Genomic DNA, 24,910 nt, shown 5'->3' with positions numbered 1-24,910 from the left:
GGTTCTGAAATCTATTCGTATGACTTTGGGCGAACCACTGATGTGGATGTGTATTCCTCTTTCAAACATAGTTTTGCAATATAGAATAGTTGTCCCATATGTTCAGAATAATGGGCAGCACATTGATGCAGCATATCCAAGTTCGTTCTTTCCCGGTTCCTCACTGTTTGGGTTTGTCCCAACGCTTCATCCGAAATCGTCTGAATCGTATCGATGACCAGCTGCAGCCTATCCTGAATGATCGTTTGCAAGGCTGCCTTCTTTACATATTCAGCTTTGAACTCATCGTCACGGCTTCTCTTAATATCTACACGTAAAATACCTTTTACGATTCTCTCTTCAATATTGCCATCTATGTGATTGATCAACATCGATATGCTGTGACTTGATGGATCAGGCTGCCAATTCAACTGGTCATCATCAAGCTGTTCGATCGCCTTCAGCATTCTTTTTCTGATTTCTTCAAATTTATTGGTTAACCACTCTCGATTAAAACTATCGTTCATAAGAGTCCCTCCTTGTGTATTGGAAGTCTTTTCATTTACATATTTATGTAAATTTTAACGAGATAGATATAGGATAACAATAACATAGATTACCTTTTTTTGTGGTTATTGATAGGGTTGATCATCGTGTAGATTGAAAAAAAGACTGATCAGGAGAATTTCTTCATCCTGATCAGTCTTTTCACAATAACTACTCGCATCGGTCACAGAAAAACTTGACCGATCCCCCATGCTAGCACGCCTGCGAATAACGACGACATAAGGTTCACTCTGTCGTTGTTCAGCCAGGCGAATCCGCGCACTTGCTCCGCCGCACTGCCGCAATGCGCGGCGCGCTCGATCTCGCTGCCGCATACCCGGCAGCGATACATGGCCTGGCCGGTTGCGCCGAGCAAAGAGTCGGCGAACGCCCCGGCCAGGCCAGCGGCGGCTGCGGCGGCGATATATACCGCCGCCGAGCCGCCAAGCGTACCCGCAGCAGCCTCTGCTGGCTGCGGGGCCGCAAGCAGCAGCGCGGCAACGGCGCCGATGAACACGGCGCCTGCGAGCGCTGCTGCGCTGCCGAGCGGCGTGACACCGCCGCTCGTTCCAGGCGTGACCGGCTTGCCGCTCGTCACCGATCGCGGCGCCGTCTTACTTAAGGCCCCGATCTCCGTGGCCCATGTATCCGCGTTTACAGCAGCCATCACGCCTATGTAAGCGAACAGCCACCCCTCATCAGGCCAGATTGCATGAGCGGCGCATAATAGGAGTCCTACGCCGCCATTTGCCCATACTTGCCCTGCATCACGGCGGCCAGTCTTCGCATATTTGGCTTCGGCAGCTTCCTTCGCTCTATGTTTTCTCTTCCACTTCGACCATACACTTGATGAAACAAAAAAACCGATCAATAACCCAAACCAGACCGGTTCACCTAGTGTTACGAAGCCGGTTCCCATTATGATCGCCGAGCACGCGCCTGAAGCGGACAATGATTTCACATGATAGGCTGCTGCTGCAATAAAGCAACTGCCCACTAAGCCGATAATCAGACGCAACCACCATTCATCTATCCATCCTACCATCTAGCGAGCAACCTCCTGCTTATACACAACCCATACATGCTTGCTATCTTATCCCTTGCACTCTATTTATTATTTTTAATCATTTTTTTCTATTTACTACTTCTAATTCCATGCTTTCAGCCCGCAGCTCATGCCAGCGTTCCGGGTAATTTGTACATATTAATAATTCCGGATCAAGTGCAGCAATTTTACGGATCGCACGTTTCTCATTGATCGTCCAGGCCATAATTTGAATGCCTGCATTTTTCAATAGTTCGACTCGTTCCTTGTTTAGCTTGGAATAGCTGATCGACAAAAAATCTGCTCCAAGCTCTTTTAGCTCTTTAGGCAGCGAATTCCGCCAGCCGTCAATAATAATACCGGTACGAATTTGGCTGCATAGGCGCTTCATTCGGTATAATGTACCTTCATGAAAGGACGTGATGACTACTTCACTTTCCGCTTGATATGCCTGTATACATTCAAGCACCTTCTGCTCGATCAACGGATAACGGATGCCGTCCGTCTTCAGCTCGATGTTAAGCTTGCAGTGTCCGACTGATTCTTTAAGCACCTGAGCAAGGGTCGGAATATGCTCGCCTTGATACTTTTGTGAAAACCAATTGCCCGCATCCAGTGCTGCAAGCTCGTCAGCCGTCTTTTTTTTCACATCGCCTTTTCCATCTGTCGTTCTGCGCAGCGTGTAATCATGAATAACCATCGGTACATGATCCTTTGAAAGATGAACATCAATTTCAATCCATTCAATTAGTGGATCAGCGAGCGCCAACCGTATAGCTGCCATCGTATTTTCCGGCGCGCGGCTAGACCAGCCTCGGTGCGCTACGCACGGATTTTTCATTAAACGATCATCCTCTCACTCGGCTCATTGTTCAGGTGCAATGCGTCCATCCTCATTCAGCTTTACGCCAAAGGAGACCGATGTTAGCCGATCGAGTAACGCTTTTGCTTTTTCTCCCTCTAATGGAGTAGGCTGCGCATTAACTGTAAACATCGGATGAAACGTCATCTCACAATCCCCGTTTTTAGTGCATAAAGCGTCAAGAACACCGGTCTCGCCCGCTGTCTCCTTGGGATATGAGCTAAAAATAAAGTTTCCTAAACTGTATGCAATCCATTTTCCTTTATACATTTCGAAGCCTTGCAGCACATGCGGGTGGCTTCCGATCACCAGATCTGCTCCCGCATCGATATATTGTTTGCCAAAATCCTTTTGATACGGCTCGGGCTGATCCACTCGTTCCTTGCCCCAGTGCACCATCACGACAACGATATCTGCTTCTTTCTTTGCTTTCGCAATCGCTTCCGTCGCACGCCGAGTATCATAGGTTTCAGCTAATCCTGCTGTATTTTTATCCGCTTTCCATGAAGAAAACGGAACCACTTTGCTCAGTCCGATGTAAGCTACCTTAATGCCCCGAACCTCTTTGATCACCGGAGTGAACGCCTCGGTATCATTATTGCCCGCCCCCATATGCGATAGGCCTGCTTCATCCAAATATTTCATCGTGTCGAGCATACCTTCAACGCCTTGGTCAAGCGCATGGTTGTTGGCTAAGCTCAAAACATCAAAGCCTGCATTACGTATCGATGGAAGAACATCAGGCGAACCTTTAAACACATATGGCGTTCCGGTTACCGGAGTACCACGCTTCGTTACTGGAAATTCCAAATTGCCAGCCGTCAGATCCGGTTCGCTTAAGTAAAGCATGGCAGGTTGATAGAGATACTCATAGCCTTCACGGGCAGTGATGGCGCTCACATAATCAGCAACGAGTAAATCCCCTACAAAGGAAAGGCTGACTCTCTCTTCCTCGCTGCCGGCTCCGTTAGGATCCGTTATAGCAGAAGTATCTTCCTCTTCATTCGGTAGATTGGATTCTGTGTCATTTCCAGACAAATCGACGTCTTCTGTTAAATCCGGCTCGTTTTCTGACCCTTTATCACCTGTGTTAACCGTTTGATTTTGTCCTTTATTCCAATCACCTGCGAAGCTTAACAAACCTTTTAGCTTATCTGAATTTTCAGCCGCAAGCCAGGCACCTAATACGATTATAATGATGCCTAGCAGCGACAAATTAACGAAAATGAGTCTTCGAAGCCTCTTTTTACGTTTAGACCTATCCTGCTGATGCGTTTCAGAACGTGATATGTGCATGGAAGATGGCTCCTCTTTAATAGAATCAAAGTCTATGAATAGCTAGACTCTTCCATTATAGCAATGATCCACCTTCGCGGGGAGAACTATTATTACGAGCTTACTTTAATAGTTCTTGAGCAGCTTCCTTGCCCTGTCTTATGCAGTCCGGAAGACCTACTCCATCGAACGCTGCACCTGTAATCCAAACTCCTGGCAGCTCCTTTTCGAAGCGTTCTCGCAGCTGTTTCATATTCTCAACATGACCCACCGGATATTGCGGCATGGAGCGCGGCAACCTCGTAATTTCAACAAACAAAGGCTCTGCTTTTATGCCCATTGTTTCTTCAATATCTCGCCGCACAGCCTTAATAAGCTCAGCATCCGGAAGCCTAACGCTTTCTTCATCACCCGACCGTCCGACATAGCAGCGTAGCAGCACCTTGTCATTCGGACTCGAATGCAGCCATTTATTTGATGTCCATGTGCAAGCAGTAATTTGCAATCCTTCTGAGCGAGGCACTACAAATCCCGATCCGTCAAAATCGAGCCCAAACGTCGCTTTATCAAATGCCAGTACGACGTTCGCTACCGATACATAATTAATAGCGCGCAGCTCATTAACTTCTGTCAAAGGCGCAAGCAGCTCTGCCGCGTTATATGCAGGTGCCGTCATCACGATTTGATCCGCCCACAGCGTCTCGCCGCTATCAAGGACAACCTCATAACGAGCTCCCTCTGACGCATTCGAAACAGCTTGATCGCTGCTTAATGCTAGATCCGCACATCGTTTAATTTCCACAACCTTTGTACTGAGTCGTCGCTGCACTTTGCTCAAAGCTTTATCTAGTGCGTTAACTAGCGAAGACAAACCACCCTTGAACGTCAAAAAAGTTCCACCCTTTGCGACGGCTGGAAGCGCTCCTGCAGCAGCACTCACTTTACGGTTATGCTGCATGCCGCGAATCAGGCTGCCATGCTTGCGCTCTGACGCGGCAAACTGCGGAAACGTAGCTTGCAGACTTAGCTTTTTCAAATCACCTGCATAAATACCTGCAAGCAGCGGCTCCGCGATGCGCCGCATCACTTGATTGCCCACTCGCCGTTCCAAAAAACCGCCAAGCGACTCATCGCTTTGCTCCTTGCGAACAGGCAGCACCAAATCCATCAGCGCCCGCAGCTTGCCGCCCCATGACAATAAGCCTGTTTTCACGAACGGCCCAATTTCAGTCGGAACCCCAAGCACGAGTCCCGCTGGCATCGGAAACAGCTTTCTTTGATGCAAAATATATGTTTTTTTCGCTCCTGGATTCGTTGTCGTAAGCTCGTCCGCTATGCCAAGCTCCTCCGCCAAATCAATGATGGCAAGCTTGCGCGCCAAAAAAGAATCCGGCCCTTTCTCAATGACGAACCCGTCACGCTGCAGCGTATTAATTTTTCCGCCTAAGGCAGGAGCCCCATCTACGATGGTTATCTCCAGCTCCCTGCCTTGCCGCTCCGCTTCCCGCTGCAAATAAAAAGCGGAGCTCAGTCCGCTGATCCCTCCGCCAATAATGACAATTCGATCAGGTTTTCCGATTCTCCGCATCTCATTCATTCCTTCCCTTGGCTGTCCAAAGCCTCGATGACCGATTCTGCCAATGTTTCCATATATAAAGGATCACGATTCAGCATCGCAATTCTATCCAAAGTCATATTCAGCTCTTTCGCAGCAGCTTGGGCTTCAATATCAAGATCGTACAGCACTTCCAAATGATCTGATACGAAACCAACGGGTGCAACAAGTACCACTTTTACGCCCTCTTCTGCGAGCACTGGCAATGTTTCCAAAATATCAGGGCCTAGCCAAGGATCTCTTGTCCGTCCTGCGCTTTGCCAAGTAAACTGCCAATCCTTCACATTAGCTGCCTTCGCAACCGCTGCAGAAGTTTCAAGCAGCTGCTGCTCATAAGGATCACCAAGCTCACGAATTTTTTCAGGCAAGCTATGCGCGCTAAAAAGCACCTTCACACGCTCTTCACCATCTGTAGCAGCATCCAAGCGTTCTAATCCAGCTACAACGCGATCCGTAAGCGCCTCAAGCAATTTTGGATGCATATGGTATTGCTTTACGAAAGTCATCGCGATACCTAGCTCTTTCGCCTTTTCTTCCGCACGCTTAATATAACTGCCCACACTCATCGTTGAAAAATGTGGCGCAAGTACGATTCCTACCGCTTGTGTGATGCCGTCCTTCGCCATTTGCTCAACACCGTCTTCAATATACGGTTTTGCGTGCTTCAAGCCCTGGTAGCATGTGAATTTGTTAGGAGCCAGCTGCTCTAGTTTGTCCTGCAAGCCGGCAACCTGACCGTTCGTATTTTCACGCAGTGGGAAAACCCCGCCAACAATCGCTTCATAACGACCCTTAAGCTCAGCAAGCAGCTCAGGCGTTGGTGCATTGCCGCGGCGAATATGCGTGTAATACGTTTCAACATCATCCATCGATTCCGGCGTTCCGTAGGACATTACAAGTACGCCTATTTGTTTCGCTTTATGCTCAGACATGACTAGTCTCCTTATGGCTGCGTGCAGCGATTGCCTTTTTAGAATACGATTGTACGAATGCAGTTAACTGAGCCAGCTTCTCAAGTGATGCTTCAGGGAACAAACCATGACCAAGGTTGAAAATAAATCCTGGCTCCTCTATTCCGCTATCAATGATCTCTTTCGCATACGACTCAATCACGCTAATTGGCGCAGTCAGAATTGTAGGATCTAGATTGCCTTGCACGGCAAAGCCATGATCCAGTCTCCGACGGCCTTCTGCAATCGAAACCCGCCAGTCGAGACCGATGACATCTGTTTTGACATTTAATAGTTCCGGAAGCAGCTCTCCTGAGCTTACGCCTGGGAAGTAAATTTTCGGCTGCGGCAAGTCTGACAATTCTGCAAAAATACGTTCAATCGTCGGCAAGACGAATTTCCGGAAATCCGCTGGCGTCAAAGCGCCTACCCAGCTGTCGAACAATTGAAAGGCTTTACCGCCTGCCGCGATATGCGCGCGCAAATAAGTGATGACCATGTCGCCAAGCTTACGCATCAATTCATGCCATAGCTCCGGCTCGCTGTACATCATTTCTTTCGTACGCAAATAGTTTTTGGATGGTCTTCCTTCAATTAAATAGCTGGCAATGGTGAATGGCGCACCAGCGAACGTAATTAACGGCACTTCCAGCTCACGGTCTAGTATCCGAATCGTCTCGATGACATGGCCTAGATCGCCTTCCACATCAATCGGCTTCAAGCGCTCAACATCAGCAGCCGAACGAATCGGGTTCGCAATTACGGGCCCAATATTAGCTACGATATCAAAATCAATTCCGATAGATGCTACTGGATTCATAATATCAGAATACAAAATAGCTGCATCGACGCCCAGCTTACGAACCGGCATCATCGTTACTTCAGCCGCAAGCTCCGGCTGTTTGCATATTTCAAGCAAAGAATACTTCTCTTTTATTTTGCGATACTCAGGATCATATCGTCCCGCTTGTCGCATGTACCATACAGGTAATTGATCTACTTGTTCCTTCCGGCAAGCCCGTATGAAACGGTCGTTATAAGACATTCCCGTTCCCCATTTCTATGTATTTTCCTATGCTTCCATTATGCCCTTTTTCCGCAAACCTAACAACCGCCGACACTCCACTTCCTATGACAATAGTATGACAATCAGCAGCAGGTTGCATGAAGGATGTATGAAAAAAAGATGGCTTCATTAATAAGAGCTGTAGCACTCTAACTAATAAGCCATCTTGTACTTATGACATACCCTTGAATTAGGCTGATTGCTCCTGAGTTTTCTCCGTATCACTGACTTTACGGAAAACGTCTGCATATTGAGGAAATATGTACGTTTGAATGTTCATTCGCAAGGAAAGAATCGGTTTATCTTTCTTAATGAAAGGATGCGAATATAAATCTGGATAATCATTACTAACGATTTCTTTAGTTAATTCCGTCAAGTTCCATTTTTGTAATGTGAACAACCGTTCATGCTTCTGCATATTGTCGATATAGAGCAATAGACTAGGAAGATGACCAACGACAACCACTTCGAGGTTATTAGTAATGGTATTTAAATTTGGCACCGCAGTCTCAGAGGTTTGTGGAATATTTTCATCCTCATTCGATTGCTTTACATAAGCTAGCGGTGCCATAGAGAGCAACGCTAAATCTTGAAAAAAAATGAGGTTATCTGAGTCAGTTCTTCTTACAGGCACACGGTTCGTTAATTGTTCTATCTCTTTCTCTGATATTTTCTCATCGGAATATTCGTTTCTCACACTTTGCAGCGTCAGTTTTTTTTGTACTAACACTTGTTTAACTTGCTTCAAGTTCTCTAGCTCAGGTAATAGGTAAACATACAAAGATACTGCGTTCACCAATACCAATATAGCAATCCCAATGATAAAATAAATCTGAAATTTAGTAAGCGACGGCTTGGCAACTTTCAATTTGATCTCCATATTTATTGAGCTCCTTTTTCCTTATTAAGCTCAATGACTAAGGTTAGCTTATAAACTTCTTTTCTTTTCTTTTCTATGACGGTTTCGCCATTTGTACCTGAAGTAACAGCTTCCGCAGACGTTTGCTCGTCCGCTTTCTTATAGAAAGAAGATAATACAACACCTTGAAGCTTATCATTATCCTCCAAGACCTTCATATATTGAATCACCTCAGATGCATTTACAAAATCGAGCTCCATACTAATTTTCAGATCATCACTAGCGGATATCGTCACTATTTTTGTTGTCAAAGGCAGATTTCCAATAATGGCCGCCAAATACGACTTCCATTCCGTTCGATTAAGCTCTAATTGGGCAATCATTTGCTCAGCTTGTTTATATGCGTCCACCTTAACCTTCAAATCGCCGTTATTACGGATTTTGTCGGCTTCCTGCTCCGATCGTAAGCTCTCCTGTTGAAATCTGCTAGCTTCCGCTTGCCAAGTCTTCGTATAGTACAGCTGCGCGCTTAACAAAATAAACATTAATAACAACATCAGCGGCAGCAGCTTTGGATTTTTGGAGTTTGATTTTTGCTTCATAGGCAGTAAATTTATTGATTTCATGTTTCCTTCCCCCTCAAAGCTAAACCAAGCGGCACGGCATACATTGGAATACTGAAGCTACTGTCTTTTCCTGCTTCAGATATTAGATCCAAATTCAGCAGCGTTACAGGCGGGGTTAGACTATCCTCCATTAAAGAAACAAGCTTATCTAGTTGTAAAATATCACCTGAGACTATTACTCGGCTGAATGTACGTTCACTCTTATTGATATTGTAGTAGTAAAAATTCATTAACCGCTCTAGCTCTGCTATTAAATCCTGTGCAGCATTCATGAAAAATTGCTCAGGGTTTGAGTAGTTATCTAGCCAAAGATTTTGCTCAATGTCGTGTTCTGTGACTAAGGATTTGAAGGATACCTCAACATTACGGGTAATTTTGAAATGTCCATCTTCTATAATAGTTATCTCACTGTTTAGTTCATTTACATTAACGATAATATTAATTCCTTCAACATCGATATGCCCCCATTCTACTAACCGCAGTAGGGAGAATGACTTGATCTCAATGCTGCAAGGAATTAATTTCAGTTGTTCAAAAATATCTACATAATCCTGCAATATGCTCGTTGATGCAGCCACCACCCAACACCTCGCATAAATTCGCTTCTTCCGATGGTAGCACTGCCTGAGCGTTAACAGCCTTCGGCAGCTTAATGAAATCGTAATAAGGATCGTCAAATGCCATACTCAAGTTATTTTTCACTTCGAACTGTACAAGCTTCTTAAGCTCAACATTTACGATATCCGGCAGCTTGAGACTTCTTACCATCACTCTTTGACTAGGAATGGCGAAATGAACGTATCGACTTCCAAAGCGCCTGGAGTCCAACACTATTTTCAATACAGCTTGCAGCTTTTCCTTATCCATGACCTTTCCATCGTCAACAACACCCACTGGCAGCTCTCTTGAGGAATAGTTCATTAATTGAACAGCCTTCTTGCCCTTTTGTTGAATCTCACAAACCTTAACATAGCTGTCTGTGATTTCAATACCAAGGGTTTGATGACCATTAGTTAGTTTTCTAAGTATGGACTGATTCATTTCTCATCCCCCTTCCGGCAGTGCATAATGTAGTTACTTAATGCAGATACGTTCTTGTATGTGTCCTTTAACAAGACCATCTAGATATGTAGAGGTTGCATACTCCGAATTAAACTTCGTTGTACCACCTACGTAAAAACCTTTGGTTTGATTACTATTCCAGTCCTTCTTTAAGTCACCAAAGGTAGCGTCTTTAAATACTAAAAGCATACCACCAACATCTAGGCTCCCATTTAGTCGCCATTCACCAAAGTTTAAATCTGCTTTAGAAATTAGATTTCCACCAATCTTTATAAACGCATCCGTTTGTATAGTATTATTAAAAACAATATTTCCTTTTGACACTAATGAGCCTTTAATATTGAATGCTTTCTCGATAGTACTATTAACTGTAAAATCTCCTTCCACAATTACATTGCCAAGAACATTAAAATCAAAAACTGTATTTGCTAGTAGCATATTCCCTTTTATATATATAGAGCCGCCCACTTGGAAGTTTTTCTTAATGACATCATTAATGATTAAATTATGATTAGCAATGACATCTCCTGCGACGACAAAGCTATAAATTGTATTTTTAATTTGAAGGATTCCTTTCACCTTCAAGGCCCCCCCAATGGAGAATAATCCTGTTACACCATCTCTTGACTCTGCAACAGGATTGGTGAAGAGCATCCCGCCTTGAACAACAATATCCTTTTTCACATCAAAGCTAGTAATACCGTTCGTTGCATTTATACTTCCTTTCACAACCATACCGCCGTCGACATGCCATCTTAGAACGGTACTCTTATACTCAATGTCACCATTCACTATAATATCGCCTTTGACAAAAAAGTTTGTCAGTGTATTATTTACCACTAAATTACCATTCACAATTAGATCACCATCAATAACGATTGTGCCATTCGTTCCCGTATCACCAATGACGACATTTCCTTTTACAAGAACATCTTGTTTAAAAGTAATCGATTTGTCAGCAGCGAGTTCTCTAAATCTCAAATTCCCTCCGACACGTACGTCGCCTTTAAATAGGATCTCTGCTTTGATGATATCCTTGAAATACAAATCTCCATTTGCCACAACAGAATTCCCGTTACTATCGGAATCAATAACTATATCCTTTGTGATAATAGTGCTTGACGTACCTCCTATATTGACATTTTCGGCATTAATAATTGCAGATCCTGACTCACTTTTAGACAATTCAATTGATGTGACTTTACTTACCAGTGCAGCAACCTCACTAAACCGTTTATCCGAGAACACATTCTGGAATGCGTTTGAGATTACGTTTGAGGAATGATTGATATAATAATCTGCTGTCGGAGCAAACCATTCTTTAAACTGAGCATCTGTATAGTCATTTAAAATATGCGACGTCGGCAGCGCTTGTCCCGTTGCAGGCAATATGTAGCATGCTGCAAACACTTTATTGTTTTTGTTATCCTTATTATCTGTTGTGTTGTTACTATTTTTCATAATGACCTTATTGCCAGTTGAAGGGACCGGCGGGGTTGGTGATGGTGTAGAGCCTGGAGTTGGCGTTGGCGTTGGTGTTGGCGTTGGAACAACGATGATTGGAGGAGAAGTAGGTTCATGAAGCGGAACTAAATTATACCTTAGCTCGCTTGCACGAACCTGATTCCCGTTTCCGTAACCTGCTTTAAAGACTACAGCAATCGGCTTATTATCGCTGTCATTCACAATATCCGCTTGGACGTTTAATTGGTGCATTCCATTGACAATCTGAACCAACCGTTCGATGTTTGGCAATGTATTGTTCGTTTCATCAATCTGTTTCATATCCTCATACATTCTAGCGAACACGGTCATACCTGAATGAGCATCTGTGAAAGACTTCTCTGAATTTGCGTTTGTTTTGGCTTGCAACAATCCAACACTCGTACTCATAGCAAGCGGAGCTATTACAATGGAAATCATTACGATAAATCCAAAAACAAGCATTAACGTTCCGCCTTTTTCGGACTGAAAAGATTTAATCATTGCCTTTTCCCCCTTAAACATATTATTCTATGAGTAAATCGATCCGACTACTTAACTTTAAAGGAGCTGCCCGATGCGCAATCAAAAAGGATTAACATTGATAGAAGTTTTGGGCTCCATCGTCTTATTAGGCATCGCAGTTCTAGGTATCACATTCATTTTGCAGCAAACCGCATTAGATACCAAATCAAATGAAAAATCAGATGAAGCAGTTGTAGTGGCTAGAAATGTGATGGAAGAAATCAAAAACAAACTAAAAACGAACAGTGCACAAACTACTGTATATGGACAAGCCATCTCACTAGAGAATCTGCGGAATCTTGCCTCAACCACCATTTATTATCCGGATGCCATTGATCGGCGGTATGAACTGGACATTCAATCTCATACAGCTTCATTAGGAACAGTAGCTCTTACAGATACAGCAGTATCCGACTTAGACTCCATATTCCGCCGAGTTACCGTCAATTGTATCGAGGTCTCTTCTTCTAAAAAATTCGAATTAGAAGCGTATGTTGAATACAAATAATATCGATTGAGGTGAACGGAATGAGACAATTTTTAAAAAATGAAAAAGGATTGACACTTGTTGAAGTTACTGCCGTTCTTGTTCTTTCGGTCATTATATTAGGCTTCTTAATCTACTTGCTAAATTATTCAAATATGAGTCTAAATCAGGTTTCAGCAAGAGAGAAAACACTTCAACAGCAAAGGGATATCATGAGCCAAGTTGTGAAAACAGTCCGTAAAGGCTACTCACCAGCTCCATTAGTGAGTAAATCTAGTAATTTGCGCCTTGTTAGTTCTGAGAACGATGAGGTGGTTGATTACACTTACAATAGCTCTTCGAAATCACTTACAGTCTCTTATAAACCGATTGTTGAGAACGTTGTAGCCGCAACTCCAACCTCAAGCTTCACATTCTCTGATCATGTAGAAAATATTCTATTTGATGCCAACGACGGCAGAATAGAGATTACCCTTGAGATGAAGCTGCCAAATCATTCGATAAAAAAAACATCGACCGTTGTTTATACTACTCAGCGAACCAGCTAAAACTCTAGCAAAGATAAATACCATCCTATCAAGCCGTTCCCCCAATAATACCCTGCTAACGCACCAACAGCGATATAGGGTCCGAACGGTATCGTTTTGCCTCTGGATTGTGCCCCTGTTGCAATTAAAGCAAGCCCTCCGATTAATCCAAATAAACTGGCGAGAAACAAACTGAGCAAGGTAAGCTTCACGCCTAAGATCAAGCCTATGAACACATAAAGCTTGATATCTCCGCCACCCATCGTTTCTTTCTTCAACACCTTATTTCCAATGATGCCTATGATTAACAACGCCCCGCTGCCAACAAAAGCTGCGATGCCATAATTCAATATCGAAAGCGGATGAACGAATAGTCGAATGCATACCGCGCCGATTACACCAACAGCTACCACTTTATTTGGAATAATCATATCGGTTAAATCTGTTTGTACGATGATAACTAAAATACTGATGAAAAATAGAACAGCGAACAGTTCGAGCTTCCAGCCTATGTAAAAGGCTGCATGAGCAAACAGAACGGTCGTTATGAGATCGCCTACTGGGTATCGCCACACAATATGATTGTTACTTGTAGCGGTCTTGAACGTCGAGATTATTACTGATAGCAATGGCACTGTAGCGTACCATTTCGGATTTACTTGATTATTTATTTCGTATGTAGGTGGATAAACAGAAAGAAGCCGTTCATCCCATCGGATAGCAACAGCGTTAAGCACACCGCTAAGAAGCAGCCCCAAAAACGCGAATGCGATTATAGCTGGTGTAGTCATTTTGACCCTTCTTTGCTTGAAAAATTTATAGAAAGACAACCTTGGAGGTTGCCTTTCTAATGAATATGGATTTAAGTTGTAACTTTAACGACTTCAATTGTCCATCCACTTGTACCTTTTTTAGCCGTTATAGTTCTCTCTTTTTTGTCATTAAAAATTATTATTTTATTAAGGTATCCTGCAGTCACAAGAGTTTCCTGAGTATAAGTAGTACCATCTGCTGGCTCGGTATCAAGTTCAATGACATAACGTAATGCCGCCTCTTGTATCATAAGCTGACTGGCAGTATCTGCTTTCGTCTTCGATTTTTCAATTGTCCCGCTAATAGCTGGGATAGCAATTGCAGCAATAATCCCAACAATCACTAGCACCGCAAGCAACTCGATAAGTGTAAGACCCTTTTGATTCCGTTTCAATGCCATCAACATAAACATTCTCCTCTCAATTTATAAAGCATATTTAAAACAATTAAAACCAAGATACCAATACTACATATAGCAGCTCTGAGCAAGGGGTACATCTATGCTCAGAATGAATACCGCATTCTCCCTAATTTAGTACCATCAATCTATAAATAGCTCTGCATCATCTTAAAGGTAGGCATCATGACCGCCATAACAATGACACCTACTACCCCCGTTAGCAAAACAATCATAAGCGGCTCTAGAAGCGCCTTGAGACGATCCGCCATCTGATCGACGTCTGACTCATAGAAATCAGCAACCTTATCCAGCATGCCCTCAGTTGAACCTGAACGCTCGCCGATAGCCATCATTTGAACAACCATAGGGGGAAAAAGATTGGATTGTTTAAGTGTGTCTGACATCGTTTCCCCACTTAGAACCTTTTCCCGAGTATCCGAAATCACCTTCCCCATTGCCTCATTTCCTACAACGTTTGAGACGATAGACAAGCCTTGCATAAGCGGAATAGCAGCAGCTATAAGCGAACTAAACGTTCTTGAGAAACGGGCAATTGCTTGCTTATGCCATAATGTGCCGAATACCGGTATTTTGAGAAGCATGAAGTCCAACTTTTGTCTGCCGGAAGCTGTGCGTCTAATAAATTTCCATAATAAGCTAGGCACAAACATTGCAGCAATTACGATATACCAGAAGTTTTGCATAAATTCACTAACTGACATAACGATGCGCGTTGGCAATGGCAGCTCGATTCCCATTCCCGCAAAGCTTGTCACATACTGAGGAATAACAAAAAGCATCATGAAAATAACGACGAGAACCATCATTACGAGCATCACCGTCGGATAGACCATTGCTGACTTTACCTTTTCTCTTGTGTTGCGCTCTTTTTCGAAGAAAACAGCTAACCGATGCAACATCGTATCCAGATTTCCGGCCACTTCACCTGCCTGAACCATGCTGACAAATATAGGCGAGAAGACGGTAGGGTATGCGGACACTGATTCAGAGAACTGTTTGCCGCCTCTCATTTCTTCAGCAATGGCTGCGAGAAGTTTGGATAAGGTTTTGCTATCTGTCTGTTCACTCAAAATTTGAACAGCCTCTACTAAACTAATACCAGCTTGATACAAAGTCGCCAACTGCCTGCAAAAGACAGTAAACTGATCCATCTTGACTCGCGGCCCGCCAAACGATATATCCTTGTATAGCGTCGTTTCATTCGTATCTAATATATCCGTGACCCACAAGCCCTTCTCGTTCAGAGCCTCGCGTGCACGTTGCATCGTATTCGCTTCAAGAATTCCAATTGACTTCTTGCCACTGGAAGTAATCGCTTTGTACCGATATTTCGGCATTTTACCCACTCCAATGAAACTCGAATATTAAACTTATAACTCACCGAATCCGAATAGCGCTTCACGTGCTGCTTCTATTTTAACCTGCCCCTGCTGCACGAGTTCCCGCAGCGCATACTCCATTGTCTGCATACCTAGCGCCTTGCCAGTCTGCATAACAGAACGTATTTGATAAATCTTCTCAGATCGTATTAGATTTGAAACAGCGGGCGTATTGACAAGCACTTCAAAGGCAGCTGTTCTTCCATGTCCTTCGGACTTAGGCAATAGACGTTGTGAGATGACGCCTAGTAAAACGGCTGCAAGCTGAATTCGAATTTGCGCCTGCATCGCAGGTGGGAAAACATCAATAATACGATCTATCGTTTGCGGTGCGTCCGCAGTATGTAAAGTGCCAAATACGAGATGACCGGTTTCTGCTGCACTAATTGCTGTACTTATTGTTTCTAAATCTCGCATCTCACCTACGAGTACAATATCTGGATCCTGTCTAAGTGCCGCCCGCAGACCATCAGAGAAGGACGGCGTATCCAGACCAACCTCACGCTGATTGACCATCGATTTCTTATGATCATATATAAACTCTATAGGGTCCTCAAGTGTTATAATATGAGCATTTTCCGTTCGGTTTAGATGGTCGATGATGGATGCTAACGTGGTAGACTTCCCGCTTCCCGTAGGCCCAGTTACTAGAAGTAAACCTTGTGGTTTCTTCGCAAATTCAGACGCCATCCGAGGCAGCCGCAGCTCCTCCATAGTAGGAATTCGGCTGGGAACTATTCGAATAGCAAGTCCAACGCTGCCTCGTTGCTTATACGCGTTTATTCTAAATCTGGCGAGTCCTGCTACTCCGTAAGAAAAGTCAACGTCACCGTTTTGTTGAAGCGCAGTATACTGTTCTTCATTCATGAATTGCTTAGCGAGCTCGAGCGTATCAATCGGCTTTAGTAACTCATCATTTATGGGTATTAATTCTCCGTGAATTCGGAATATGATGGGAGAATTAACTGTGATGTGAATATCAGATGCTTGTTTGGAATGAGCTAAGCGAAGCATTTCCTCTGCCTGCATGTACAGCCCCCCTCCTGGCAATAACTAACTAGCCTTTATTCTCCAAGTCCTAACACACGAAAAACCTCAGTAACCGTTGTAAGCCCTTCTGCTGCTTTACTTAATCCATCCACCATGATTGGGATCATTCCTTGCTTGAGTGCATGTTCATAATACTCATTGTCAGATCGCTTAGAAATAATGAAGGAGCGAAGTTCATTATCTACAAGCAACACTTCATGAATGGCTAATCTGCCTTTATAGCCGGTGCGACCGCATTCTCCGCAGCCCGCACCTTTGTATAGGTGATCCGTTCGAATGCCATAGCTTGTTATAAGTTCTAATTCCTTATCAATCGGCGTGTATCTCTGCTTGCAATGCTTACAAATTCGTCTAACAAGCCGCTGTGCCACGATACAATTGACAGAAGACGAAATAAGAAAGGGCTCTACTCCCATATCTATTAATCTTGTAATTGAATTCACTGCGTTATTCGTATGTAATGTACTCAGAACCAGATGTCCAGTCATTGCGGCACGTACTGAAATTTCTGCTGTCTCTGTGTCACGAATTTCTCCTAGCATTACGATGTTCGGGTCCTGCCGCAAAATAGCCCGTAATCCTCTCGCGAATGTCAAACCACTAGTAGAATTAACCTGAACCTGATTTACACCTTCAAGCTGATATTCTACCGGGTCCTCTACTGTAATGATGTTCACGTCTTCTTTGTTTAAATGGGCAAGCGCTGAATATAGTGTTGTAGACTTACCGCTTCCTGTCGGACCTGTTATAAGTACTACCCCATAAGCCATTTCAATGCTTTTGCGAAAGACCTGTTCATTACGCTCGGATAACGCTAGTTTTGAAATATCCGCCAATGAATTTCCAAGATCTAATACTCGAATAACAACCTTCTCACCATGAATCGTCGGCAAAGTCGAAACCCGGACATCAACCTTTCGAAAATCAATATCGAGCTCCACTCGTCCATCTTGCGGAAGACGTCGCTCAGCAACGTTCAAATTAGCCATAATCTTAATTCGGGCTACAATAATGCCATGCATATTAGGCGGGAGCGTTCGCTCCGTTCTCATCACACCATCCACACGATAACGTATGCGGAAGCTTCCGTCCTGCGGATCAAGATGAATATCACTTGCACCCAATTGCACAGCTTGTACAATAACTTGGTTGACGGTTTTCACGACAGGAGAATCCTCATCCGAAATCGCGTGATCTTCGTCTATATCTTTTAGCTGCAAATTTTGACTGATCTGCTCGATTGTATCTTGCAGCCCATAATAACGGTTAATGGCACGTACAAGCTCATCTTTAGAAGCGATTACTGGCTCAATTCGAAGCCCCGTAGCAATACGTATTTCATCAATTGCGAAGTAATCTAGCGGATCAGCCATTGCTAGAATCAGCTTATTGCTTTCCATGCGAAGCGGCATGACACAATGCTGGTCGGCCAGCTTCTGAGAAATAAGTTGTATAATCTTAGGATCTATCTTCTGGCGATAGATTTGTACATGCGGTATGCCTAGCTGAAATTCCAACGCTTCAATAAACTGCTGTTGTGTTATGTAACCCTTTGAAATCAATACGTCGCCAAGCCTAGTCTTTAATTCCCGTTGCTGAATTAATGCCTGCTGCAGCTGTTCTTCGCTAATTACGCCAGACTCGACTAGCAAATCTCCTATTCGCTTACGAAAACCTGACATAACTCATCACCATCTATCGATAAATTTGTAGATATACTAAAAATATTCTCACAATTTGGAACTTGATTTAATTAAATCAAGTTCTAGCATGTCTGTCAATGACTTTAGAACTATATTTTCCTCTAATCTATAAGTATTTCAGCCTAATAAAGCGGACAACTATTTTAATAGGGTCTTATGACCTATGAAAATAATCCCATTATAAATATAAACGTTTAATAAGAAGAAAAATTATTTAATCAATATTTTAAACTCGTAGATTTTAATCATTTTATTAGAAGCAATTTTTTAGAATCGATCACATATGTTATAATTTTCTTATGGAACAATGGAAAAAAAATCTGATCGTGTTGTGGTTCGGACAGTTTCTCGTTATGGCTGGGATGACGATGATCATTCCGTTCCTGTCCCTCTATTTGCAATTTGATTTAGGTTTAACCGATAAGCATGAGATCGGCGTGTGGGCTGGGCTTATTTTTGCGGGCAACTTTGTGACGTCATTTATTTTTCAACCTATATGGGGAAAGATGGCTGACAGGTACGGTCGCAAAATGATGCTGCTCCGCTCTGGTTTCGGTATGTCCATCGTTATGGTATTGATGGGGTTTGCCACAACTCCATGGCACTTGCTGCTGCTTCGAATGGTGAATGGGACAATATCCGGCTTCAACCCTGCATCTATCGCATTAATTTCAGCAACAACGCCAAAAAACAAGATGGGCTTCGCGATGGGAACGATTCAATCAGGAGGCATTGCCGGAACGATACTTGGCCCATTTATTGGCGGCTTGCTCGCGGATTCTATTGGCTTTAGGCCGATCTTCTACCTGACAGGAGCTTTGCTGTTCGCAGCCTCGCTGCTTGCTCTATTTGTTGTAAAAGAACCGTTTGACCGCATGAAAGCAGCTGCTCGCGTGCAAGCCTCCGTCATCGAAGGTTTTCGGAAATTAAGCGGCATTCCTCAGCTTACTGCGTTATTTGCCGTCACTTTTCTCATTCAATTCGCTATGATGAGCCCAATGACGCTTATTCCGCTTTATGTTCAGGAGCTTCACGGGACAACGGCCAACCTTGCTTTCTTGGCAGGTTTCGTCGGATCAGTCACCGGACTCTCCAATCTCGTGTCCTCGCCGCTGCTTGGTAAGCTTAGTGACCGAATCGGCGCAGAGCGTGTACTTGGCGTAGCGCTTGTTGGTTCGTCGCTCGCCTTTATTCCACAAGCGATGGCAGGCACAGTATGGCAATTGCTCATTGCCCGCTTTTTTCTTGGCATCTTTCTCGGGGGGCTTATCCCAGCCGTAAACTCCCTTATTCGAAAATACACACCTGACGGCATGGAGAGCCGTTCCTACAGCTTCAACACCAGCACAATGAGTCTAGGCAACATGATTGGCCCGATCACGGGTGGTGCCCTCTCCGGTTGGATCGGCATTAAAGGTTTATTTCTTTTATCTGCGGTCATGCTCATGATTAACGCTGGATGGGTGTGGCAGTCGCTGCTTCGCAAGCGGCCACAGCCAAAAGAGCCGGTCAAGGACGGCTGATCGATTACATGGAGACAGCAAAGGGTCATGAAGGAGAATGCGAATTCCTTCATGACCCTTTTTTAGATTAATGTTGTACCCTCGTTGTACATGCACATAGGTTCTTAATGAGTTCAAACGATACGACACATGCGACATCTACGTATGAGCACACATATGCGCTTAAAGATTACTCCCAACACGCCAGATAGAAACTGTAAGAACACATAGGTTCTTACAACTCAAAAATCAACGTTACTCTTACCCCATAAGCACACATATGCGCTTAAAACCTACTCCGAGCACTCCCAACACGCCAAATAGAAGCTGTAAGAACACATAGGTTCTTACAGCTCACAAATTGACGCTGCTTTTACCCGATAAGCACACATATGCGCTTACAGCCTACTTCGAGCACTCCCAACATGCCAGATAGAAGCTGTAAGAACTCATAGATTCTTACAGCTCACAAATCAACGTTACTCCTACCCCATAAGCACACATATGCTCTTAAAACCTACTTCGAGCATTTCCAACACGCCAGATAGAAGCTGTAAGAACACATAGGTTCTTACAACTGACAAATCGTCGCTACTTTCACCCGATAAGCACATATTTGCGCTTAAAGCCATCTCTGGGCACTCCCAACACGCCAGATAGATGCTGTAAGAACACATAGGTTCTTACAGCTCACAAATCAACGTTACTCCTACCCCATAAGCACACATGTGTGCTTAAAGCCTACTCCGAGCACTCCCAACACACCAAATAAAAGCTGTAAGAACACATAGGTTCTTACAGCTCACAAATCAACGTTACTCCTACCCCATAAGCACACATATGCTCTTAAAACCTACTTCGAGTATTTCCAACAAACCTAACTCCCACCAACTATCAAAAAAAAGCCCTGATCCCCTCCAGCATTATACCGAAGGGGGTCGGGGCTTGCTCTATTACTTCACTATCGCTATCGCTAATCCATCGTAGCCCGGTAATATCGTGCTCTGCAAACGATCGTCTGTTGCGATGATCTCATTAAAAGAGCGCACGGCACGAACCGCTGGACCTTCCTTGGCTGGATCGATCGTTCTTCCGCGCAGTAAAATATTATCGCCTACAATAATCGCTCCCGGATTAGCGAGTGCAATCGCGTAGTCCAGATAGATGGGATATCCTTCTTTATCTGCATCGATAAAAAAGAAATCAAACTTCCTGCCAGCAGACTTCAGCTCCGCAAGGCTTTGCTTCGCATCACCAACCATATACTCTACCTTATCTCCGAGTCCAGCTGCTTCCATATGCAGCTTGGCTAGATCAGCATAGTTTTGCAGCAGCTCAAGCGATACTAATTTACCGCCCTCTTGCAGGCCCCGTGCCAAGCAAATGCCACTATAGCCGCCTAGTGCTCCAATTTCAATAATATTTTGTGCTTTCGACAGCGATACAAGCATCGTTAACAGCCTGCCATACCCATCAGCAACTGATATATCCGGCATTCCATTAGCCGCTATACCTGCTTTTGTACGCTCAAGATCAGCATCTGCCACATAAAGCGAATCCACATATTGTTCATTTTGCAACGTCATTCTACTCTCTCCAATTTTACAATTTGTAAAAACAAGCTAGTTTGTCCTATACTTGATTGTATGTTTTTGTTCACGGGGTTACAAGCTTATGCTTTAGATATGAAGCTAAGGTCACCAAGAATTAATGAAAAGAGAGTGTAAAATGGAAAAGTTACAATTGATCGCAACTGCGCCAATGGGGCTTGAAGCGGTTGTTGCACGTGAATTGAAGGATCTAGGTTATACCGATCTTCAGGTAGAGAACGGACGCGTTAATTTCACAGGCGGTCCTATCGATATTTGCCGCACCAATCTTTGGCTGCGCACAGCAGGCAGAATTCTAATCAAAATGGGAGAATTCCCTGCTACCACCTTCGATGAATTGTTTGAGGGCACCAAAGCGCTTGATTGGCCGACATGGATTCCGAACGACGGTGAATTCCCTGTAAATGGCCGCTCGCAAAAATCTCAGCTGACAAGCGTACCCGCCTGCCAAAGTATCGTAAAAAAAGCGGTCGTTGATAAAATGTCTGCACGTTATGGTACCGAATGGTTTCCCGAAAACGGCGGACGTTATGTAATAGAAGTTACGCTTATGAATGACCGTGCCATGCTGACGCTGGACACTACAGGTGATGGCTTGCATAAACGTGGATACCGGAAAGTAGCTACCGAAGCTCCAATTAGGGAAACGCTTGCCGCTGCTCTCGTTCAGCTTAGCCGCTGGCGTCCTGATCGGCCGCTTTACGACCCATTTTGCGGTTCCGGTACGATATTGATTGAAGCAGCAATGATTGGCTGGAACATCGCACCTGGCCTTCGCAGAAGCTTTAACAGCGAAGGCTGGCCGCTTATTCCGAATGAGCTGTGGGATGAAGCGCGCGATGAGGCATTTGATTTGGTAAAAGATGATGTTCCACTTCAAATTGCAGGTTCTGATATTGATCCAGGAGCGATTGAAATCGCAGAAGCTGCTATTAAGAAAGCGGGTTTCGGCAAAGAAATCAAGCTTACTGTACAACCCGTTGCCAAAGTGAAGCTTGAAGGCGATTACGGCGTTATTATTACGAACCCGCCATACGGCGAACGTCTCGGCGATGATGTACAAGCAGAGGCTGCGCTGCGTCAGTTCGGATTGACTGCGCTCCATTACCCAACTTGGTCGTATTTCTCGATTAGCCCATCAACGACAATCGAGCACTATTTCGGACGTCCTGCGGATAAGAAGCGGAAGCTGTTTAATGGGCGTATCGAGTGTAATTACTTGCAATTTTTTGGACCGCTTCCCCCTCGCGGAAATCGATAGTAACGAAAGAGGAAGGATATTTTATAGATGTTATATAATAACCACTCGGCTTTACGCCGCTTGATGAGCAAGATTTTGATAGGGCTCGAGCGGCTGAAGGCTGTAGACTTGCTTTTATTTGTGGCTGTGATGATGGCTAAGGTTTATCTATTCAATGCCATTCTTGACGTACCAAAAATGAAAATGACCGATAAAGATGCCCTTATCGAGCTCGGAGCCATTTTATTGTTCAGCTTCTGGACTATATGGCTGCCTGCACGCGGACGGATCGTTGCACTTATCGTGTTGAACCTGATCGCATCCTTTGTTTTGTATGCCGATATTATTTATTATCGCTACTTTCAAGATCTGATCTCCGTTCCCGTATTGCTTCAGTTCAGTCAAGTGGACTCCCTAGGCGAGAGTATCGGCACACTTCTCCGAATGACGGATTTTATTTTGTTCCTAGATTGGATTGTTATCATTCCCTTTGCGATTTACGCATTATGGCGAGGGCGGAGCGATCTTCGTCAAGCGAATGAGTATCGTCGCAAGCCTGCTGGCATGCAAAAGGCTATCGTCCGCATCGTTCTAAGCGCTGTGATTTTTGGCATCGGAACATCGCTTGTTTTCACAAACGTAAATGAAGCGAAGCGTACGTGGGGACAAGGTATTTTGGTCGGCAATTGGTGGAATCTGTCCATCTACAACATGACGGGTGCGCTTGGTTTTCATGGCTATGATGTGTATCGTTATGTCAAACAACACTGGCTGGATGCGGAGACGGTTACCGCTGAGCAGTATTCAGGTGCAAAAAACTGGATTCAAGAACGCGCCGACCAGCGGAAAATACTCGAGCAGGATGCTTTATTTGGCGCATATAAAAACAGCAATGTCATTATGCTTCAGCTCGAAGCTTTCCAAAACTTCATGGTTAATAAATCAATCGGCGGTCAAGAAATTACCCCGAATTTAAACGATTTAATCGAGCAGAGCGCTTATTTCAGTCAATTTTATCAACAAACCGCTCAAGGCAGAACCTCGGATGCCGATTTCATGGCAAACTGCTCCATGCAGCCCGTCACGAACGGCTCGGTTTTCATCCAATATGCACCAAACGAATTCGATTGCATGTCCAGCACCTTGAAAGCAAACGATTATGGGACATCCGTCTTCCACTCTTATGAGGGTGGTTTTTGGAACCGAAATACGATGTACAAAAACATGCAATATGATCAGTTTTACAGCTTAAAGCATTTTCAACTAGATGAAAAAATCGGCTGGGCTCTCGGTGACAAGTCTTTCTTCCGACAATCCTTTGACGTCATTGCCGATCAGAAACAGCCCTTTTACTCCTTTCTGATCACACTCTCCAGCCATTATCCGTTCACGATGCCGGAAGAGGAGCAAAAGCTTAACCTTGGCGAGCTGGATGGTACGTTAATGGGGGATTATTTGCAGTCCATTCATTATGTAGACGCCGCGCTCGGTGAGCTGGTTGATCGAATGAAAGCAGAAGGGCTTTGGGATCATACGATTCTCGTCATGTACGGGGATCACGACAACTCAATTAATGACTGGTCGTTGTTTGAGTCTTTCCTTGGCAAACCGCTGAATGATTTAGAGCGTCAAATGATTGTGAAACAGGTACCTCTGCTCATACATTTGCCTAAGAACGAGCACGCAGGAACGTATACGAATGTAGGTGGTCAGCTTGATGTATCGCCTACGATTATGCATCTGCTCGGCATCTCGACGGCTGATCAATATTTAATTGGCATGCCTCTGCTTATAGAGAATCCTCTTCTTGGCAAGAAGGTCGTGCAAAGAAACGGTGCCTTCACTGATGGTACCCTCTACTTTATGCCTTCAGCGGATGGCATCGCTGAGAACGGAGCATGCTGGAACATCCAAGACAATGCATCCATACCAGTCAGCGGCTGCATAAGTGCCTTTGAAGACTCGCGCACCGAGCTGAACATGTCGGATCAAATCGTCATGAACAATCTCATCGCTGACTTCAAGGAGCAAACCGCTACAGAAGCTCGCAGCAGCAATGGGCTTGAGACAGCTGGTCGTTAACGTTGCAGCTTAGTAAGCTATGAAAAAGCAAAACAAAAGAACCTTCAAATCGACATGAAGTGCACCCCTTAGAATAGACATTGGAAAAACCCCTAGGTTATTCCGATGAAATTCTAGGGGGTGTATTTTTGTGGCGGTTAAAGGGCAAAAGTTTAAGCATTATGAAGATACAACGAAAGTGGAGGCAATCCGCTTACATGTTGA

At 44.2% G+C, this 24,910-nt stretch carries 23 protein-coding genes; 5 read left to right on the top strand and 18 right to left on the bottom strand.

The genetic code is table 11. The annotated features are described in order from the left end of the window. Positions 1 to 11 precede the first annotated feature (11 nt). The 12 genes from AC1DOV_RS26740 to AC1DOV_RS26685 all read right to left on the bottom strand — a co-directional run bounded on the left by AC1DOV_RS26740 (position 12) and on the right by AC1DOV_RS26685 (position 11,871). Complete coding sequence (locus AC1DOV_RS26740) at positions 12 to 506, bottom strand: DinB family protein (RefSeq protein WP_441881018.1); 495 nt, start codon at positions 504 to 506, stop codon at positions 12 to 14. Between the two features lie 203 nt (positions 507 to 709). After that, complete coding sequence (locus AC1DOV_RS26735) at positions 710 to 1,570, bottom strand: DUF92 domain-containing protein (RefSeq protein ID WP_477512219.1); 861 nt, start codon at positions 1,568 to 1,570, stop codon at positions 710 to 712. Between the two features lie 79 nt (positions 1,571 to 1,649). After that, positions 1,650 to 2,411 (bottom strand): glycerophosphodiester phosphodiesterase, encoded by a 762-nt coding sequence (locus tag AC1DOV_RS26730; RefSeq protein WP_441881016.1) that lies wholly within the window; start codon positions 2,409 to 2,411, stop codon positions 1,650 to 1,652. A gap of 24 nt (positions 2,412 to 2,435) precedes the next feature. Continuing rightward, positions 2,436 to 3,728, bottom strand: coding sequence for a CapA family protein (locus AC1DOV_RS26725; RefSeq protein ID WP_477512218.1), 1,293 nt, complete (start codon positions 3,726 to 3,728; stop codon positions 2,436 to 2,438). 100 nt (positions 3,729 to 3,828) lie between these two features. Further along, positions 3,829 to 5,295, bottom strand: coding sequence for a protoporphyrinogen oxidase (gene hemG, locus AC1DOV_RS26720; RefSeq protein WP_441881014.1), 1,467 nt, complete (start codon positions 5,293 to 5,295; stop codon positions 3,829 to 3,831). Positions 5,296 to 5,300: 5 nt separating this feature from the next. After that, positions 5,301 to 6,254 (bottom strand): ferrochelatase, encoded by a 954-nt coding sequence (gene hemH / locus AC1DOV_RS26715; protein ID WP_441881013.1) that lies wholly within the window; start codon positions 6,252 to 6,254, stop codon positions 5,301 to 5,303. Further along, a complete protein-coding gene (gene hemE, locus AC1DOV_RS26710; protein ID WP_441881012.1) occupies positions 6,247 to 7,317 on the bottom strand; it encodes a uroporphyrinogen decarboxylase in 1,071 nt (356 codons plus the stop codon). Before hemE ends, hemH begins: the two co-directional genes overlap by 8 nt. 211 nt (positions 7,318 to 7,528) lie before the next feature. Continuing rightward, positions 7,529 to 8,218, bottom strand: coding sequence for a hypothetical protein (locus AC1DOV_RS26705; protein ID WP_477551464.1), 690 nt, complete (start codon positions 8,216 to 8,218; stop codon positions 7,529 to 7,531). Positions 8,219 to 8,220: 2 nt separating this feature from the next. Then, a complete protein-coding gene (locus tag AC1DOV_RS26700; RefSeq protein WP_477551463.1) occupies positions 8,221 to 8,823 on the bottom strand; it encodes a hypothetical protein in 603 nt (200 codons plus the stop codon). Continuing rightward, a complete protein-coding gene (pilM, locus tag AC1DOV_RS26695; RefSeq protein WP_477551462.1) occupies positions 8,820 to 9,401 on the bottom strand; it encodes a type IV pilus biogenesis protein PilM in 582 nt (193 codons plus the stop codon). The genes AC1DOV_RS26700 and pilM (AC1DOV_RS26695) overlap by 4 nt, the downstream gene beginning before the upstream one ends. Continuing rightward, positions 9,355 to 9,864: a type IV pilus biogenesis protein PilM gene (gene pilM, locus AC1DOV_RS26690; RefSeq protein WP_477551461.1), complete on the bottom strand. Its 510-nt coding sequence runs from the start codon at positions 9,862 to 9,864 to the stop codon at positions 9,355 to 9,357. Before pilM (AC1DOV_RS26690) ends, pilM (AC1DOV_RS26695) begins: the two co-directional genes overlap by 47 nt. A gap of 33 nt (positions 9,865 to 9,897) precedes the next feature. Further along, positions 9,898 to 11,871, bottom strand: a complete 1,974-nt coding sequence (locus AC1DOV_RS26685) for a hypothetical protein (RefSeq protein ID WP_477551460.1) — start codon at positions 11,869 to 11,871, stop codon at positions 9,898 to 9,900. Positions 11,872 to 11,944: 73 nt separating this feature from the next. Between AC1DOV_RS26685 and AC1DOV_RS26680 the strand changes: the two genes are divergently transcribed. Continuing rightward, a complete protein-coding gene (locus tag AC1DOV_RS26680; protein WP_076266805.1) occupies positions 11,945 to 12,400 on the top strand; it encodes a type IV pilus modification PilV family protein in 456 nt (151 codons plus the stop codon). Positions 12,401 to 12,420: 20 nt separating this feature from the next. Further along, positions 12,421 to 12,927, top strand: a complete 507-nt coding sequence (locus AC1DOV_RS26675; protein ID WP_477551459.1) for a hypothetical protein — start codon at positions 12,421 to 12,423, stop codon at positions 12,925 to 12,927. Here AC1DOV_RS26675 and AC1DOV_RS26670 read toward each other — a convergent pair. The 5 genes from AC1DOV_RS26670 to AC1DOV_RS26650 form a co-directional block, all read right to left on the bottom strand. Then, on the bottom strand, positions 12,924 to 13,697 hold the full coding sequence (locus AC1DOV_RS26670) for a prepilin peptidase (RefSeq protein WP_477551458.1): 774 nt from the start codon (positions 13,695 to 13,697) through the stop codon (positions 12,924 to 12,926). The genes AC1DOV_RS26675 and AC1DOV_RS26670 overlap by 4 nt on opposite strands. 71 nt (positions 13,698 to 13,768) lie before the next feature. Next, on the bottom strand, positions 13,769 to 14,125 hold the full coding sequence (locus AC1DOV_RS26665; protein WP_477551457.1) for a prepilin-type N-terminal cleavage/methylation domain-containing protein: 357 nt from the start codon (positions 14,123 to 14,125) through the stop codon (positions 13,769 to 13,771). A gap of 140 nt (positions 14,126 to 14,265) precedes the next feature. Beyond that, on the bottom strand, positions 14,266 to 15,477 hold the full coding sequence (locus AC1DOV_RS26660; protein WP_339203571.1) for a type II secretion system F family protein: 1,212 nt from the start codon (positions 15,475 to 15,477) through the stop codon (positions 14,266 to 14,268). A gap of 33 nt (positions 15,478 to 15,510) precedes the next feature. Then, positions 15,511 to 16,548, bottom strand: a complete 1,038-nt coding sequence (locus tag AC1DOV_RS26655) for a type IV pilus twitching motility protein PilT (protein ID WP_477551456.1) — start codon at positions 16,546 to 16,548, stop codon at positions 15,511 to 15,513. 35 nt (positions 16,549 to 16,583) lie between these two features. Beyond that, a complete protein-coding gene (locus tag AC1DOV_RS26650) occupies positions 16,584 to 18,251 on the bottom strand; it encodes a GspE/PulE family protein (RefSeq protein ID WP_076266799.1) in 1,668 nt (555 codons plus the stop codon). A gap of 320 nt (positions 18,252 to 18,571) precedes the next feature. Here AC1DOV_RS26650 and AC1DOV_RS26645 point away from each other — a divergent pair, with 320 nt between their 5' ends. Continuing rightward, a complete protein-coding gene (locus AC1DOV_RS26645) occupies positions 18,572 to 19,795 on the top strand; it encodes an MFS transporter (protein WP_076266798.1) in 1,224 nt (407 codons plus the stop codon). Positions 19,796 to 20,727: 932 nt separating this feature from the next. Here AC1DOV_RS26645 and AC1DOV_RS26640 read toward each other — a convergent pair. Beyond that, positions 20,728 to 21,360, bottom strand: a complete 633-nt coding sequence (locus AC1DOV_RS26640; RefSeq protein ID WP_477551455.1) for an O-methyltransferase — start codon at positions 21,358 to 21,360, stop codon at positions 20,728 to 20,730. A gap of 142 nt (positions 21,361 to 21,502) precedes the next feature. Here AC1DOV_RS26640 and AC1DOV_RS26635 point away from each other — a divergent pair, with 142 nt between their 5' ends. Then, a complete protein-coding gene (locus AC1DOV_RS26635) occupies positions 21,503 to 22,645 on the top strand; it encodes a THUMP domain-containing class I SAM-dependent RNA methyltransferase (RefSeq protein ID WP_076266796.1) in 1,143 nt (380 codons plus the stop codon). A gap of 27 nt (positions 22,646 to 22,672) precedes the next feature. After that, positions 22,673 to 24,706 (top strand): LTA synthase family protein, encoded by a 2,034-nt coding sequence (locus tag AC1DOV_RS26630; protein ID WP_477551454.1) that lies wholly within the window; start codon positions 22,673 to 22,675, stop codon positions 24,704 to 24,706. The last annotated feature ends 204 nt before the right edge of the window (positions 24,707 to 24,910 follow it).

It is taken from the genome of Paenibacillus sp. 01T47, from assembly GCF_056398245.1.
This window is presented reverse-complemented; position numbering and strand designations above follow the sequence as displayed.

What these genes read in the sequence shown, in the direction of transcription:
- AC1DOV_RS26740 (WP_441881018.1), bottom strand. Translation starts at nt 506, where the DNA reads ATGAACGATAGTTTTAATCGAGAGTGGTTAACCAATAAATTTGAAGAA.
- AC1DOV_RS26735 (WP_477512219.1), bottom strand. Translation starts at nt 1,570, where the DNA reads ATGGTAGGATGGATAGATGAATGGTGGTTGCGTCTGATTATCGGCTTA.
- AC1DOV_RS26730 (WP_441881016.1), bottom strand. Translation starts at nt 2,411, where the DNA reads ATGAAAAATCCGTGCGTAGCGCACCGAGGCTGGTCTAGCCGCGCGCCG.
- AC1DOV_RS26725 (WP_477512218.1), bottom strand. Translation starts at nt 3,728, where the DNA reads ATGCACATATCACGTTCTGAAACGCATCAGCAGGATAGGTCTAAACGT.
- hemG (WP_441881014.1), bottom strand. Translation starts at nt 5,295, where the DNA reads ATGCGGAGAATCGGAAAACCTGATCGAATTGTCATTATTGGCGGAGGG.
- hemH (WP_441881013.1), bottom strand. Translation starts at nt 6,254, where the DNA reads ATGTCTGAGCATAAAGCGAAACAAATAGGCGTACTTGTAATGTCCTAC.
- hemE (WP_441881012.1), bottom strand. Translation starts at nt 7,317, where the DNA reads ATGTCTTATAACGACCGTTTCATACGGGCTTGCCGGAAGGAACAAGTA.
- AC1DOV_RS26705 (WP_477551464.1), bottom strand. Translation starts at nt 8,218, where the DNA reads ATGGAGATCAAATTGAAAGTTGCCAAGCCGTCGCTTACTAAATTTCAG.
- AC1DOV_RS26700 (WP_477551463.1), bottom strand. Translation starts at nt 8,823, where the DNA reads ATGAAATCAATAAATTTACTGCCTATGAAGCAAAAATCAAACTCCAAA.
- pilM (WP_477551461.1), bottom strand. Translation starts at nt 9,864, where the DNA reads ATGAATCAGTCCATACTTAGAAAACTAACTAATGGTCATCAAACCCTT.
- AC1DOV_RS26685 (WP_477551460.1), bottom strand. Translation starts at nt 11,871, where the DNA reads ATGATTAAATCTTTTCAGTCCGAAAAAGGCGGAACGTTAATGCTTGTT.
- AC1DOV_RS26680 (WP_076266805.1), top strand. Translation starts at nt 11,945, where the DNA reads ATGCGCAATCAAAAAGGATTAACATTGATAGAAGTTTTGGGCTCCATC.
- AC1DOV_RS26675 (WP_477551459.1), top strand. Translation starts at nt 12,421, where the DNA reads ATGAGACAATTTTTAAAAAATGAAAAAGGATTGACACTTGTTGAAGTT.
- AC1DOV_RS26670 (WP_477551458.1), bottom strand. Translation starts at nt 13,697, where the DNA reads ATGACTACACCAGCTATAATCGCATTCGCGTTTTTGGGGCTGCTTCTT.
- AC1DOV_RS26665 (WP_477551457.1), bottom strand. Translation starts at nt 14,125, where the DNA reads ATGTTGATGGCATTGAAACGGAATCAAAAGGGTCTTACACTTATCGAG.
- AC1DOV_RS26660 (WP_339203571.1), bottom strand. Translation starts at nt 15,477, where the DNA reads ATGCCGAAATATCGGTACAAAGCGATTACTTCCAGTGGCAAGAAGTCA.
- AC1DOV_RS26655 (WP_477551456.1), bottom strand. Translation starts at nt 16,548, where the DNA reads ATGCAGGCAGAGGAAATGCTTCGCTTAGCTCATTCCAAACAAGCATCT.
- AC1DOV_RS26650 (WP_076266799.1), bottom strand. Translation starts at nt 18,251, where the DNA reads ATGTCAGGTTTTCGTAAGCGAATAGGAGATTTGCTAGTCGAGTCTGGC.
- AC1DOV_RS26645 (WP_076266798.1), top strand. Translation starts at nt 18,572, where the DNA reads ATGGAACAATGGAAAAAAAATCTGATCGTGTTGTGGTTCGGACAGTTT.
- AC1DOV_RS26640 (WP_477551455.1), bottom strand. Translation starts at nt 21,360, where the DNA reads ATGACGTTGCAAAATGAACAATATGTGGATTCGCTTTATGTGGCAGAT.
- AC1DOV_RS26635 (WP_076266796.1), top strand. Translation starts at nt 21,503, where the DNA reads ATGGAAAAGTTACAATTGATCGCAACTGCGCCAATGGGGCTTGAAGCG.
- AC1DOV_RS26630 (WP_477551454.1), top strand. Translation starts at nt 22,673, where the DNA reads ATGTTATATAATAACCACTCGGCTTTACGCCGCTTGATGAGCAAGATT.